This is a genomic window from Streptomyces sp. NPDC056738, from assembly GCF_042790435.1.
In the GTDB taxonomy this organism is placed as follows: domain Bacteria; phylum Actinomycetota; class Actinomycetes; order Streptomycetales; family Streptomycetaceae; genus Streptomyces.
This window is the reverse complement of record NZ_JBHTZF010000012.1, coordinates 326,722-341,085: the sequence shown is the minus strand read 5'-3', so window position 1 is coordinate 341,085 and position 14,364 is coordinate 326,722. Positions and strand designations below refer to the sequence as shown.

The 14,364-nt window shown below is 71.3% G+C and carries 11 protein-coding genes; 8 read left to right on the top strand and 3 right to left on the bottom strand.

Going from position 1 to position 14,364, the window contains the following annotated elements; genetic code table 11:
- Positions 1 to 144: 144 nt before the first annotated feature.
- Positions 145 to 408 (bottom strand): WhiB family transcriptional regulator, encoded by a 264-nt coding sequence (locus ACFRIC_RS29940; RefSeq protein WP_003975777.1) that lies wholly within the window; start codon positions 406 to 408, stop codon positions 145 to 147.
- A 724-nt stretch (positions 409 to 1,132) separates the two neighbouring features.
- Here ACFRIC_RS29940 and ACFRIC_RS29935 point away from each other — a divergent pair.
- The 4 genes from ACFRIC_RS29935 (at position 1,133) to ACFRIC_RS29920 (ending at position 5,216) form a co-directional block, all read left to right on the top strand.
- Positions 1,133 to 1,621, top strand: coding sequence for a cysteine dioxygenase (locus ACFRIC_RS29935; RefSeq protein WP_382792021.1), 489 nt, complete (start codon positions 1,133 to 1,135; stop codon positions 1,619 to 1,621).
- An 87-nt stretch (positions 1,622 to 1,708) separates the two neighbouring features.
- The gene (cofD, locus tag ACFRIC_RS29930; protein ID WP_382792018.1) at positions 1,709 to 2,692 is read left to right on the top strand and encodes a 2-phospho-L-lactate transferase; all 984 of its coding nucleotides are present in this window, start codon (positions 1,709 to 1,711) and stop codon (positions 2,690 to 2,692) included.
- A 5-nt stretch (positions 2,693 to 2,697) separates the two neighbouring features.
- The gene (locus ACFRIC_RS29925; RefSeq protein WP_382792102.1) at positions 2,698 to 4,056 is read left to right on the top strand and encodes a coenzyme F420-0:L-glutamate ligase; all 1,359 of its coding nucleotides are present in this window, start codon (positions 2,698 to 2,700) and stop codon (positions 4,054 to 4,056) included.
- A gap of 146 nt (positions 4,057 to 4,202) precedes the next feature.
- Complete coding sequence (locus ACFRIC_RS29920; protein WP_382792015.1) at positions 4,203 to 5,216, top strand: DNA-3-methyladenine glycosylase family protein; 1,014 nt, start codon at positions 4,203 to 4,205, stop codon at positions 5,214 to 5,216.
- 172 nt (positions 5,217 to 5,388) lie between these two features.
- Here ACFRIC_RS29920 and ACFRIC_RS29915 read toward each other — a convergent pair whose 3' ends face one another.
- Together ACFRIC_RS29915 and ACFRIC_RS29910 are read right to left on the bottom strand one after the other, a co-directional pair.
- Positions 5,389 to 6,471, bottom strand: a complete 1,083-nt coding sequence (locus ACFRIC_RS29915) for a sugar phosphate nucleotidyltransferase (protein ID WP_382792012.1) — start codon at positions 6,469 to 6,471, stop codon at positions 5,389 to 5,391.
- A gap of 195 nt (positions 6,472 to 6,666) precedes the next feature.
- Complete coding sequence (locus ACFRIC_RS29910) at positions 6,667 to 8,079, bottom strand: peptidoglycan recognition protein (protein WP_382792010.1); 1,413 nt, start codon at positions 8,077 to 8,079, stop codon at positions 6,667 to 6,669.
- A gap of 129 nt (positions 8,080 to 8,208) precedes the next feature.
- Here ACFRIC_RS29910 and ACFRIC_RS29905 point away from each other — a divergent pair, with 129 nt between their 5' ends.
- The 4 genes from ACFRIC_RS29905 (at position 8,209) to ACFRIC_RS29890 (ending at position 14,246) form a co-directional block, all read left to right on the top strand.
- Complete coding sequence (locus tag ACFRIC_RS29905) at positions 8,209 to 8,964, top strand: TIGR03089 family protein (protein WP_382792007.1); 756 nt, start codon at positions 8,209 to 8,211, stop codon at positions 8,962 to 8,964.
- Between the two features lie 149 nt (positions 8,965 to 9,113).
- On the top strand, positions 9,114 to 10,382 hold the full coding sequence (locus ACFRIC_RS29900; RefSeq protein ID WP_382792004.1) for an LCP family protein: 1,269 nt from the start codon (positions 9,114 to 9,116) through the stop codon (positions 10,380 to 10,382).
- 246 nt (positions 10,383 to 10,628) lie between these two features.
- Positions 10,629 to 12,401, top strand: coding sequence for an LCP family protein (locus tag ACFRIC_RS29895; RefSeq protein ID WP_382792001.1), 1,773 nt, complete (start codon positions 10,629 to 10,631; stop codon positions 12,399 to 12,401).
- Between the two features lie 120 nt (positions 12,402 to 12,521).
- Complete coding sequence (locus tag ACFRIC_RS29890; RefSeq protein ID WP_382791999.1) at positions 12,522 to 14,246, top strand: LCP family protein; 1,725 nt, start codon at positions 12,522 to 12,524, stop codon at positions 14,244 to 14,246.
- The last annotated feature ends 118 nt before the right edge of the window (positions 14,247 to 14,364 follow it).

Sequence of the window (14,364 nt, the reverse complement as noted above, 5' to 3'; positions counted from 1 at the left end):
ACGGCTGGGAAAGACGGCGGCCCGCCGCCTGTGGATAACCCACGTGCGACGGGCCGTTCCTTACGTAAGAGTGTGTGCCGTTTGGTCGGTGGCGCCCGCGGGTGGGGACCGGTGTTCCGCGTCCGCTCGTCCGTGCGACGTTTTTCAGACGGCGGCCTTCTTCAGGCGACGCCGTTCCCGCTCGGACAGACCGCCCCAGATGCCGAACCGTTCGTCGTTGGCGAGCGCGTATTCGAGGCACTCGGAGCGGACTTCACAGGCGAGGCAGACCTTCTTGGCCTCGCGGGTGGAGCCGCCCTTCTCGGGAAAGAAGGACTCGGGGTCGGTCTGGGCGCACAGCGCGCGCTCCTGCCAGCCGAGTTCCTCGTCCGCGTCGTCGACCAGCAGTTGCTGCACCAGCTCGGTCATGTGCGCCCCTCGTCTGTCTTTCGCGTCCCCGTGATGCTGCCGTTACCGATTTCGGCTGAACGACACGAGTGAAATTACAAGTGTGCCGATCCGGGCCAGTCAAGCCGAGATCTGCTATTGGGCCCCTTATTCACTCTGCGGAACCAAGGCAATGCAGAAAGTGTTCAAATCGGCATAAACCCTGACAGCCCAAGAGGCCAGGTCAGACGCCCGCCCCTTCACAGAGGAGGACGTCCAGACGTTCGATCTCGTTCCGACGCAGACCTCGAAGCGAAACTGATCACATTTAGATCACGGGTCCGCAGCGAGGTTTGTTCACCCGGTTGTGCGCCATGTGTCCGGGGAGTCGCCTGAACAAACCTTTCGCCTGTCAGATGAACCGGATGAGGTGAAACATCTCCCACATACCGGACATGCAGTTGACAGTCGGGGTGTGAACCGCTGTCCTTGTGGGCATGCTCGTGCACTTGGCATTCACCTCGACCCGCACCGCCGGGTCCCTCGGTGCTGCCCACGTGCGCTGTAGCTGTTGTTGCTGTTCTAGCTGTTGAGCCCTACCGCGCTCCGGCTGCCTCGCCGCCATCGAGGCGAATCCCGCCCCCACCGGGGCCACCGCCCACACCCGGGCTCCTCCCGCTCCCGACCAGGGCGGAACCCGCCCGCGACCCGGGCGGAAACGGCAAGCGACACCCCAGCACTCTTCCGCCGAGGAACCACCGCACCCATGAACAGCGACAGCGACCTCCAGATCGCCGGCGACATCCTCGAAGTCCCGCACCTGCTTCAGCCGCCGCGCGAACACCCCTCCACCGTGGCCGAGTTCGCCGGCCTGGCGCGCTCCATCGCCGCCGACCGCTCCCAGTGGGAGCACCTCGTCCGCTACGACGCCGCCTCGCGCTGGTACCACCAGCTGCGCACGGGGCCCGGCTACGAGGTGTGGCTCCTGTCCTGGGTGCCCGGACAGGGCAGCGGACTGCACGACCACGGCGGCTCCTCCGGCGTGCTGACCGTGCTCGACGGCGCGCTGACCGAGCACACCGAGCGGGGCACGCGCGCCCTGGGCTCCGGCGCGCAGCGCGTGTTCGCGCCCGGCTATGTCCACGAGGTCGTCAACGACACGCTCGAACCGGCCGTCAGCCTGCACGTCTACTACCCGGGCCTCACCGAGATGCCGATGCACGCGGCGCGTTGCGCGGTGGCCGAAACGGTGTGACGCGATCGCGCCGGACGGCGGCCCGCCGTCGCCGGGGTCCCGTGACCGGCTGACACGTTGTCGTACCCGCCTGCGAGACTGAACCCCATGCGCATTGTGGTTCTGGCAGGCGGTATCGGTGGTGCACGGTTCCTGCGTGGTCTCCAGCGGGCCGTGCCGGACGCGGACATCACGGTCATCGGCAACACCGGCGACGACATCCACCTCTTCGGGCTGAAGGTCTGCCCGGACCTCGACACAGTGATGTACACGCTCGGCGGGGGCATCAACGAGGAGCAGGGCTGGGGGCGGGCCGACGAGACCTTCCATCTGAAGGAGGAGCTCGCGGCGTACGGGCTCGGACCCGAGTGGTTCGGGCTCGGCGACCGGGACTTCGCCACGCACATCGTGCGGACGCAGATGCTGGGCGCCGGCTATCCGCTCAGCGCCGTCACGGAAGCCCTGTGCGACCGGTGGAAGCCGGGCGTGCGTCTCCTCCCCATGTCGGACGACCGGGTAGAGACCCATGTCGCCGTCACGCTGCCGGAGGGCGACCCGTCCGGCGCCGCGGGCGAGCGCAAGGTGATCCATTTCCAGGAGTACTGGGTCCGGCTGCGGGCCTCCGTGCCGGCCGAGGCGATCGTGCCGGTCGGCGCCGAACAGGCGAAGCCCGCTCCCGGGGTGCTCGAAGCCATCGCCGAGGCGGACGTCATCCTCTTCCCCCCGTCCAACCCCGTGGTCTCCGTCGGCACGATCCTCGCCGTGCCCGGCATCCGCGAGGCCATCGCCGAGGCGGGCGTGCCGGTCGTGGGCCTCTCCCCCATCGTCGGTGACGCTCCCGTGCGCGGCATGGCCGACAAGGTGCTGGCCGCGGTGGGCGTCGAGTCCACCGCCGCCGCGGTCGCCGAGCACTACGGCTCGGGCCTCCTGGACGGCTGGCTCGTCGACACGGTCGACGCCGCCGCCGTGGAGCGCGTCGAAGCGGCCGGCATCCGCTGCCGCGCCGTACCGCTGATGATGTCCGACCTCGACGCGACCGCGCGGATGGCGCGGGAGGCGCTGGCGCTGGCGGAGGAGGTGCGGACGCCGTGAGCACCATGGACGCGGCGGTTCCCGGCGCGGCCGGGCACACCGCCGGGGAACACCGGGAGCGGCCCGCCGACACGGGCTACCGGGTCTGGGCACCGGCCGGGCTTCCCGAGGTGCGCCGGGGCGACGACCTGGCCAAACTCATCGCGGCGGCCGGGCCCGGCCTCGTGGACGGGGACGTGCTGCTCGTCACCTCCAAGATCGTGTCGAAGGCCGAGGGCCGGACGGTCGAGGCCTCCGACCGTGAGGACGCCATCGACGCCGAGACCGTCCGGGTCGTGGCACGGCGCGGCACGCTGCGGATCGTCGAGAACCGGCAGGGTCTCGTGATGGCCGCCGCCGGTGTCGACGCCTCCAACACCCCTGCCGGAACGGTGCTGTTGCTGCCCGAGGACCCCGACGCCTCCGCGCGCGCCATCCGTGAGGGACTGCGGGACACGCTCGGCGTCGACGTCGGCGTGGTGATCACGGACACCTTCGGGCGGCCCTGGCGCACCGGGCTCACCGACGTCGCCATCGGCGCCGCGGGCGTCCGGGTGCTGGACGACCTGCGCGGCCGCACCGACGCCCACGGCAACCCCCTGAACGCGACCGTCGTGGCCCTCGCCGACGAACTGGCCGCCGCCGGTGACCTGGTCAAGGGCAAGGCCTCCGGGCTGCCCGTCGCCGTCGTGCGCGGGCTGGCCCACCTGGTGGCCGAGGGCGACGGCACGGGGGCGCGGGCGATGGTGCGCGACGCGCGGGACGACATGTTCCGGCTGGGCACCTCGGAGGCCGTACGGGAGGCCGTGACCCAGCGGCGTACGGTACGGGCCTTCACCGACGAGCCCGTCGACCCCGGTGCCGTGCGCCGGGCGGTCGCGGCGGCGGTGACCGCTCCCGCGCCGCACCACACCACGCCCTGGCGGTTCGTGCTCCTGGAGTCCGCCGGGTCACGGACGCGGCTGCTCGACGCCATGCGGGACGCGTGGATCGCGGATCTGCGGCGCGACGGGAAGAGCGAGGAGTCCATCGCCAAGCGGGTCCGGCGGGGCGAGGTGCTGCGCAAGGCGCCGTACCTCGTGGTGCCGTGCCTGGTCATGGACGGGTCGCACACGTACGGCGACGTGCGGCGCGACGGGGCCGAGCGCGAGATGTTCGTCGTCGCCACCGGGGCGGGCGTGCAGAACTTCCTGGTCGCGCTGGCCGGGGAGCGGCTGGGCTCCGCCTGGGTGTCCTCGACTATGTTCTGCCGTGACGTCGTGCGTGAGGTGCTGGACCTGCCGGAGAACTGGGATCCGATGGGGGCCGTGGCCGTCGGACACGCGGCCGAGGAACCGAGAGCCCGGCCGCAGCGGGACGCCGCCGCTTTCATCGAGGTGCGCTGACCAGCGGGGCGCCTCGGCCGGGCGGGCGGCCCGAGCCCGGAGGCGGGGATCCTGCCTCGGGCCGGTCGTCGAGGCGTCCCGACCCCGTGGCGTGACCGGAGCGCCTACCCTCGTAGGGCAGCCCGAGTAGCTCTAGGACCTCATCCGTGTCTGGACGTTTCGCTCCCCGGCCGACGCGTACGACCGTGCGCGGCGGTCATGTCGTGGTGCCCGGCGGTGTGCCGGGCCGGGTGCCCCACCAGACGGCCGAGCCCGGGCGGGTCCGCACCTGGACCCCCGACGGGCCGCTGGATCTCGGGCTCGTCCTCGGACCGCTGCGCCGCGGACCGGGCGATCCGACGTTCCGCACGACGCCCGACGGCTCCGTGTGGCGGACCAGCCGAACGCCCGCCGGGCCGGGAACCCTGCGGGTCGCCCTGCACGGCGGGGTGGCCCGGGGCACGGCCTGGGGACCGGGGGCCGATTGGCTCCTCGACCGGCTCCCCGACCTGCTCGGCGCCGCCGACGATCCCGGAGCCTTCGAGCCGCGGCACCGGCTGGTCGCGCTCGCCCGGCATCGGCGGCCCGGTCTGAGACTGGTGCGGACCGGGCTCGTTATGGAGTCGCTGATCCCGTCCGTCCTGGAGCAGAAGGTCACCACCGACGAGGCGTACCGGGCGTGGCGGCTGCTCGTCCGCAGGTTCGGGGAGCCGGCGCCGGGGCCCGCCCCCGAGCGGATGTACGTCATGCCGGCGCCGCGGACGTGGGCGCTGATCCCGTCCTGGGAGTGGCACCGGGCCGGGGTCGACGACAAGCGGGCCGCGACCGTTCTCCGGGCCGTACGGGTCGCCGCGCGGCTGGAGGAGGCCGTCGGGTTCGATCCCGTGCGGGCGCGGGAGCGGCTGGAGTTGGTGCCCGGGGTCGGGCCGTGGACGTCCGCGGAGGTCGTGCAGCGGAGTCATGGTTCGGCGGATTCCGTGACCGTGGGGGATCTGCATCTGCCGGGGATCGTGGGGTGGGCGTTGGCCGGGGACCGGGACGCGGACGACTCCGTCATGCTGGAGCTGCTGGAGCCGTATGCCGGGCAGCGGCATCGGGCCGCTCGGTTGATCCTGCTCTCCGGGCGTACGCCGCCGCGGCGTACGCCGAAGATGCCGCGGACGGACATCGGGCTGCTCTAGGCGGGCCTTGGCCCGGGGGTTCGACGCGCTTCCGCCCGTGCCGGTCCTCCCCACAGACGGTTCTCGCCCCCTCCGCCCCTGCCCGTCCCCTATCTGGGGCTCCGCCCCAGACCCCGCTCCTCAAACGCCGGAGGGGCTGAAACTTGCCCGTGCCCCTCCGGCGGTGTGGTGGTTACTGGTCCGACGAGAAGCGGAGTGTCGCTGCCGGGAGTTGGGCGTCGCACCAGACCCGGACTCCCTCGCGGAGTTCGTTGTCGGGGCCGACCACCGCGCCGTCGCCGATGACGGTGCCGGTCAGGACGGTGCGTTCGCCGATGCGGGCGCCGGCGCCGACGAACGAGTCGGTGACGACGGCCCCGGGCTCGACGACCGCGCCGGCCAGGACGGTGCTGCCGGTGATCCGGGCACCCTCGCCGATGCGGGCGCCCTCGCCGACCACCGTGCCGCCGGTGAGCTTGGCGTCGGGGGCGACCGTGGCCGTGGGCAGGACCAGGCGGTCGCCGCAGCGGCCGGGGACGGCCGGGGACGGGGCGCGCCCGAGCACCAGGTCGGCGGAACCGCGGACGAAGGCCTGCGGGGTGCCGAGGTCCAGCCAGTAGGTGGAGTCGACCATGCCCTGGAGGTGGGCGCCGGTGGCCAGGAGCTCCGGGAAGGTCTCGCGCTCGACCGAGACGGGGCGGCCCTCGGGGATCGTGTCGATGACCGAGCGGCGGAAGACGTAGGCCCCCGCGTTGATCTGGTCGGTGACGATCTCCTCGGGGCTCTGCGGCTTCTCCAGGAAGGCCGTCACGCGCCCGGTGGCGTCGGTGGGGACCAGGCCGAACGCGCGCGGGTCCTCCACCCGGGTGAGGTGGAGGGAGACGTCCGCGCCGGTCGTCTCGTGGACCGACACCAGCGCGGGGATGTCCAGGCCCGTGAGGATGTCGCCGTTGAAGATCAGGACCGGCTCGTCGGGACCCGAGTGGAGCCGGGAGGCCACGTTGCGGATGGCGCCGCCGGTGCCCAGCGGCTCCTCCTCGGTGACGTACTCGATGTGGAGGCCCAGCGAGGACCCGTCGCCGAAGTACGGCTCGAAGACCTCGGCGAGGTAGGAGGTCGCCAGCACGATGTGCTCGACGCCCGCCGCGCGCGCCCGCGCGAGCTGGTGCGTGAGGAAGGGGACACCGGCCGCCGGAACCATCGGCTTGGGCGTGCGCACCGTGAGCGGGCGCAGCCGGGTGCCTCTGCCGCCGACCAGGAGGATCGCTTCTGTCACCTGTCGTCTCTGCTTCCTGCCGGGACCGGCCGAACTGTCTTTCGGCCGGCCAGTGTATGCAGACCGTTCGATGGCGCCCTCGATGGCCGTGCGGTGTCCTTCGACGGGCTCGTGCCGTGACTTCAGGTGATCTCTGCCGGCGCGGCCCGGCCGGTCCGTCGCCGGCCGGGCCGTTCCTGGCTGCTGTACGGGGTTCTAGCGGCCCTGGTAGCGGGCCGCGGTCGTCCGGGCGGAGCCGAGCTTGCCGTAGAGGAGCCGTCCGGGGCACTCCGTGGCGAACCCGTCCCGATGGCCGGAGATCACATTCAGTCGTACGTTCTTTCCTTTTCGGTAGAGATTGCCACCGGCCGACGTCAGGTATGTCTTGCCACGCGGATTGGCTCCGTACAGACCGAGTTTCCACGCGGTGAGGCGGGAGATGGCCTTGACGGCGGCGTCGGTGGGCTTCGTGGCGCCGAACGTGCCGATCACGGCGATCCCCATGCTGTTCGTGTTGAACCCGCGGGTGTGGGCGCCCTGGACCGCCTTCGCGACGCCGCCCGCGCGGCCCTCGTAGATGTTGCCGCACTTGTCGACGAGGAAGTTGTAGCCGATGTCACGCCAGCCGCTGCTCACCACGTGATAGCGGTAGATACTGCGGATGATCGAAGGCACCTGCGCGCAGGTGTACTTGTTGCCCGACGCGGTGTGGTGCACGAAGGCCGCCTTGACCGTCTTCGTGTAGAGGAAGCCGCGCTCGCGCAGGTTCTCGTTCGCGCCCCAGCCGTGCCGGGTGACGATCCGGGGGCGCGGTCCGATGTACGGCGTCACGCGCCGCTGGGACGCGCCGTCGGGGAAGTACGCGCGCAGCGTCTGCGCCCGGGAGAGCGCGGGGATCTCGGCGGCTCCCGCGCGCACGCCGTCCGCCGCGCCCGACCGCACGCTCCCGTTCACGCCCCGGGCGCGCAGGCCGGCGGGCGCTCCCCCGGCCCGTCCGGCGGTCCGGGCGTCCGGGCCCGGGGGGTCCCCGCCGGGATCGACCAGTTCGAGGCGCAGGCCGCCGGGAAGCGAGGCGGCGGCGGGGGCGGCCGCGCGTCGGGTCTCGGGGCCGTCCGGGGCGCCCTCCTCGGGCTCCTGACCGTCCGTGGCCTCCGGCGCCGCCCGTTCCGCCTCGACGCGGACTTCGACGCCGTCCGAGTTCCCCACCCACAGGGGGGCGGTGGAGCCGTGCACCCGGCTCGACGCGCTCTCGGCGGTGTCCGGGTCGGCGGCGTGCTCGTCGTTGTGGGCCTCGACGTCCTGCCAGTCCGACCAGTCGCCGGTGCCGGCCGCCCGGGTGCGGACCTGGACCCGGCCGTTCAGCTCGGTCTCCGGGTCGTCCCAGACCACACCGACCAGCGAGAAGGGCCGTACGTTCCGGCGGGTGAGGCCCTGGGTCGGGGCGGTCGGGCCGAGCGAGCGTCTGCGGGTGAGGGGGACGAGAGGCAGGGACTGGGTGCTGCCGGGGGCGGCGGCCTCCGATGTCAGCGTCGCCGGCCCGGCCTGTGCCGGGGTGGCGGGCAGGGTGAGGGGCAGGGCGAGAGCGGCCGCGCAGGTGACGCCGACCGAGGAAGCAAGGAATCCACGCATGCTCCTGATCCTGGACATAGTCATACATATCTGTCCATCGCGGAATTGACGGACCGTCGGACCGCGCTCCGCCGAACCGGTGGCGTGCTCGGCCCGTGCCGCGCGTCGCCCCCGCGTACGCTTGCGCGCGTGAACGCCACCGACCGCACCCCTGCCGACCTGCTGCGATCCGCGCTCTCCGAGGACCCCGCGCGTCCTTTGGTGACCTTCTACGACGACGCGACGGGCGAACGGGTCGAATTGTCCGTGGCCACCTTCGCCAATTGGGTGGCCAAGACCGCCAACCTGCTCCAGGGCGAGATGGCCGCCGAGCCCGGCGAGCGGGTCGCGCTGCTGCTGCCCGCGCACTGGCAGACGGCGGTGTGGCTGCTCGCCTGCTCCTCGGTGGGCGTCGTCGCGGACCTCGGCGGCGACCCGGCGGCCGCCGACCACGTGGTCGCGGGCCCCGGCCACTTCGACGCGGGGCTCGCCTGTTCCGGTGAGCGCGTCGCCCTCTCGCTGGCCCCGCTCGGCCGCCGTTTCCCGACGCCGCCCGCGGGTTACGCCGACTACGCCGTCGAGGTGCCGAGCCAGGGCGACCGTTTCGCGCCGTACGCGCCGGTCGACCCGGAGGACCGGGCCCTGATCGTCGCCGGGGCCTCATTCACGGGCGCGGAGGTCGTGGAGCAGGCGCGCGGGGACGCTCCCGGGCTGGATCTGACGGGTCCCGGTTCCCGCATCCTGTCGGCGCTCCCGTACGACACCTGGGAGGGCGTGACCGCGGGTCTGTACGCGCCGCTCGCGGCCGGCGCCTCGGTGGTGCTGTGCCGCAATCTCGACCGGCTGGACGACGACGCGCTCGCCCGGCGCATCGAGAGCGAGCGGGTGACCGCGACGGCCCGCTAGACCCCGCACCCGGCAGGACCTCGGGGCGCCCTCGGCGCCGGGGCGTCCCCCGTTCGGCCCATCATCGGCCCCCCTCACCTGCCGCGTCGGGACATGGTCGTAGGAGCAGCGAGACTCGCTCGTACGCCATGAGGGGTGGTGGTCCCGACGTGACCGACACCGCGGGCACTCCCTCCGGAAGCCCGAAGGACCCGGGGCCTGGAGCGTCGCCCACCGGGTCCAGGCGCCGGCGGCGGCGCTGGCTGCGCTGGACGGCGACCGGGGCGGCCGTGGTGGTCCTGGGCGCCGTGGCGGTGGGCTGGGCCGCCTACGAGAAGCTGAGCGGGAACATCACGGCCGACAACGACGCGGCCGCCGAACTGGCCCGCTACGAGAAGGAACGGCCCACCGCGCTGGTCCGCGACGCGCAGAACATCCTGCTGATCGGGTCCGACTCGCGCTCGGGGGCCGGGAACAAGAAGTACGGCCGCGACTCGGGCACGGAGCGGTCCGACACCACGATCCTGCTGCACCTGTCGGCGAACCGGCACAGCGCGACCGCCATGTCGCTGCCCCGCGACCTGATGGTGGACGTGCCGAGCTGCCGGCGCCCCGACGGCACCCGCACCGCCCCCATGTTCGCGATGTTCAACTACGCCTTCGAGGTGGGCGGCTCGGCCTGCACGATCCGCACCGTAGAGAAGCTCACGAACATCCGCGTCGACCATCACATGGTGGTGGACTTCCACGGCTTCAAGGACATGGTCGACGCGGTGGACGGCGTCGAGGTGTGCCTGCGGAAGCCGATCCACGACAAGGCGGCGAAGCTGAAGCTGCCCGCGGGCAAGGTGGTGCTCGACGGCGAGCAGGCGCTCGGCTACGTACGCGCCCGCAAGAGCATCGGCAACGGCAGCGACACCGACCGCATGGACCGCCAGCAGAGGTTCCTCGGCGCGCTGATCAGCAAGGTGCGCAGCGACGACGTGCTGCTCAACCCGACGAAGCTGTATCCGGTGCTGGACGCGGCCACCTCGTCGCTGACCACCGACCCGGGACTCGCGAGTCTGCGCGGCCTGTACGACCTGGCCCGCGGCATGCGCGACATCCCCACCGAGGACATCCAGTTCCTGACCGTGCCCCGGACGTCGTACGTCCTGAACGCCAACCGTGATCAGCTCGTGGAGCCGGCGGCGGCCCGGCTCTTCAGACGGCTGCGCGCGGACCAGCCCGTCGTGGTCGTGAAGGAGCCTCCCGCGAGGCCGGCCCAGGGTCAGCCACCGCATTCCGTGAGCCTGTACGGGAAATCCTTCAGCGACTACGAAGGGGAGTCGTCCGGCGACGGAATGTCGACGTCAATAGGGGTCGCCCGACTCTCCGGGACCCCCGATCCGGCTCCCACTTTCCGCGGCAACACGGCCGCGCAGGACGCCTGCGGGTAAAGCGAGCGCCAAGGTGGGGAACAGGCGAGCTAAGAAGTCTCTGAAAATGGGGCGGATTGCCCGGTTGTAGGGACGTTGAATTTGTCACGGCCGTCGCTGGACGCTGAACTGGGCGGATAGTGTGAGCGATCCGGTGCACCCGGCCACGAGGTCCGTCCTGGGGGTCGCGCACTGCTTGACCGAGACCCGAGCGCCTTTTGAGGGGGAAAGGGCGCCGCGTGGCCCCGACGGAGGATTCAGACAACCGTGGACGCGCAAGGCCGTGGGCGGGCGGACGACATCGACCCCGCAGACCAATGGGTGCTCAACCCGAACACCGGCGAATACGAACTGCGACTGCCCCCTTCCGGAGCGCAATCGGGCGTACCGCGACCGCGGAGGGGCACCCCCTCCGCGGCGACGCGCACCCGCAGCGCGCCGGCTCGGGACCGCGCGGCACCGGGACGGGACCGTGAGGCACCAGGACGGGAGCGCGGAGCTCCCGGCCCCGACGTGCCGGGGCCGCGCCGCCGGCGCGCCGAGCCGCCGGAGCCCGTTCCCGGGCGGCGGCGCGGGCGCACCAAGGCGCCCAAGAAGTCGAAGGCGAAGAAGGCGCTGCTGTGGACCGGCGGCACCATGGCGCTGGTCCTGGTGGCCGTGACGGGCGCCGCGTACGCCTATCTCAAGCACCTCGAGGGCAACGTCCAGACCGAGGACGTCGGCGGTTCGGCCAAGGACGGCTTCAGCAAGGACGAGGCCTTCAACATCCTCATCATCGGCACCGACAAGCGCACCGGTGCGGGCAACGAGGGATACGGCGACAAGAACAGCGTCGGGCACGCCGACACGAACATCCTGTTGCACGTCTCCAAGGACCGGACGAACGCGACCGCGCTGAGCATTCCCCGCGACCTGATCGTCGACATCCCCGAGTGCAGGTCGAAGCAGGACGACGGCACGGAGACGGTCATCAAGCCGTCCCAGAGCGTCCGCTTCAACACCAGCCTCGGCCAGGAGGACCGCAACCCCGGCTGCACGATGGACACCGTCAAGGCGGTCACCGGCATCACGGTCGACCACTTCATGATGGCCGACTTCAACGCCGTCAAGACGCTGACCACCGCGGTCGGCGGTGTCGAGGTCTGTCTGGCCAAGAACGTCAACGACTCCGACTCGCACCTCAAGCTCTCCGCCGGCAAGCACACCATCGAGGGCGAGCAGGCCCTCGCCTTCGTGCGCACCCGGCACAGCTTCGGCAACGCCGGCGACCTCGACCGCATCAAGGTGCAGCAGCAGTTCATCGGCTCCCTGATGCGCAAGATGAGCTCCAGCGACACCCTCACCAGCCCCACCAAGCTGTACAAGCTGGCCGAGGCCGCCACCAAGGCGCTCACCGTGGACACCGGCATCGGCAAGGTCAGCACGCTCAAGGACATGGCCCTGGAGCTGAAGAAGGTGCCGACGAAGAACATCACCTTCACGACGGTGCCGGTGAAGGACAACCCGGCCGAGAAGGGTTACCACGCGACGGTCGTGGTCGACGAGCCGAGGGCCCAGCCCGTCTTCGACGCGATCAAGAACGACGTCTCCTTCACCGCCGTCAAGCAGAAGGAGAAGAAGGAGAAGGCCGCGGAGGCCGCCCGCCTCAAGGGCTCCCGCTCCGCCGCCTCCGACATCCGCGTCGACATCTACAACGGCGGCGCCGAGGCCGGCTCCGCACAGGAAACTCTTAACTGGCTGCAGAATGATGAGGGCGTGCTCAAGTCCAGCCAACTCGGCAACGCCGACGAAACACTGAGCAAGACGACCCTGGAGTACTCTCCCGACCAGGCCGACCAGGCACGCAAGCTGGCGGATCTCATGGGTCTGTCCGGCTCGGCGCTGAAGCCCGGCAAGAGCGAGAAGAACTCACAGGGGCTGCCCGCGATCGTGCTGACCCTGGGCAAGGACTTCAAGGGCGCCGGTGTGCCTTTGACCGCTGCGACGAAGGCCCCGGACGTGGAGAAGTCCACGGCGGACAAAACGGTGTGCGCGAAGTGACCTAACGGGTCCGTCAGGCGTCCTACAGGGCGCGAGCGGCTGTCCGGCCGGGCGTGAAGACGCCCGGCCGGACGCCCGACGGACCCGTTTGTCAGGCGCAGGGTGGGGAGAGGCTGGGAGATGGCGCAAAGCAGTGTGCGCGGGGAGGGAGCACGACCACGTGTCCCGCAGGCCGGCGAACTGGGCTGGGACGACAGCATGTACGACGGGGGCGGCGATTCCGTTCAGACGTCGGAGCGTGCCCGGCCCGAAGGGGAAGGCACCGGCCCCGCCGACGGCCCCGTGCCGCCCGGCCCGAAGGCACAGGGTCCGCACGACGGGGACGACGGACACCACGGGACCCCGCGCCGCCCGCGGCGCAGACGCCGAATACTTCGCTGGTCGGCGCTGGTGCTGTCGGTCCTGATACTCGGCACCGCCGGTGCGGGTTATCTCTACTACCGGCACCTGAACAACAACCTCAAGCGGGACGACCTGAACATCGGCGACGCGAAGGACCGCGCCGCGAAGACGAAACCGAACGCGGCGGGCCAGACCCCGCTGAACATCCTGCTGATCGGCTCGGACGCCCGGAACTCCACCGAGAACCAGAAGCTCGGCGGCGCGAAGGACACCTTCGACACCCCGCCCCGCGCCGACGTCCAGATGCTGCTGCACCTGTCCGCGGACCGCACCAACATGTCGGTCGTGAGCATGCCGCGCGACACCCTGCTCCAGATACCCAAGTGCACCGACCCGAAAACCGGGACGAGCTATGCCGCGAGCTCCTCGCTCACGATGACGAACGACTCGCTGGGCCGCGGCGGCCCCGGCTGCACGGTCGCCACCTGGGAGAAGCTGACCGACATCCACATCGACCACTTCATCATGGTCGACTTCGCGGGTGTCGTGTCGATGGCCGACGCCATCGGCGGCGTCCCCGTCTGCGTGGACGCCAACATCTACTCGCACACCTCCACCGGGCACGGCTCCGGGCTCAAGCTCGAGAAGGGCACGACGTCCGTCAAGGGCAAGCAGGCCCTGCAGTGGCTTCGCACGCGGTACGGCTTCGAGGACGGCAGCGACATCGGCCGGACCAAGGCGCAGCACCAGTACATGAACTCGATGGTGCGCCAGCTCCGCGAGAACGCCACGCTGAGCAACCCGGGCAAGCTGCGGGGCCTCGCCGAGACGGCCACCAGCGCGCTGACGGTCGACCAGGGCCTGGGCTCGGTCACCGACCTCTACGACCTCAGCAAGGAACTGAAGAAGGTCCCGACCAAGCGCATCACCATGACCACCATGCCGTGGGTGTACTCCAGCGACGGCAACCGCGTGCTGCCCAAGCCGACGGACGCGGACAAGGTCTGGCGGCTGCTGCGCGAGGACATCGCGCTGGACGGCAAGGACAAGAAGAAGGCCGCGGAGAAGACCTCCTCGGACCCGGCCGCGGCGGACGACGAGATCGCGGTGCAGGTGCGGAACGGCACCCGCACCAGCACGCTCGCCCCGGTGCCCGGACGCGCGAGCGCGGTGAGCGAGCTGCTCGTCGGCAAGGGGTTCACGCAGGCGAAGGCCGATCCGTCGACGACGGCGGCCGAGGACACCACGGTGATCCGCTACCCGAGCGCCGATCTGGAGGGTGACGCCCTGCGCCTCGCCAAGGCCCTCGGGATCTCGACCCACGCGGTGGAGAAGTCGGCGGACGTCTCCGGGGTCACGCTCGTCGTCGGCGCCGACTGGCGCGAGGGCACGACGTACAAGGCACCCGAGGACGACGACTCGACGCCCGCGTCGGCGAAGCTCGACAAGGGCTCGGACACCGGCGCCTGCATGCACGTCGACCCGAACTACACCTGGTCGTAGACCCGTTTCGACGGCCGAGGCCAGCCGGGCCCCTCTCGATTCGAGAGGGGCCCGACTCGTGCGCGGCTCACGAGACGACTCTGCGGTGACACAGATCACGCCGGTTCGAGTTGTCCGC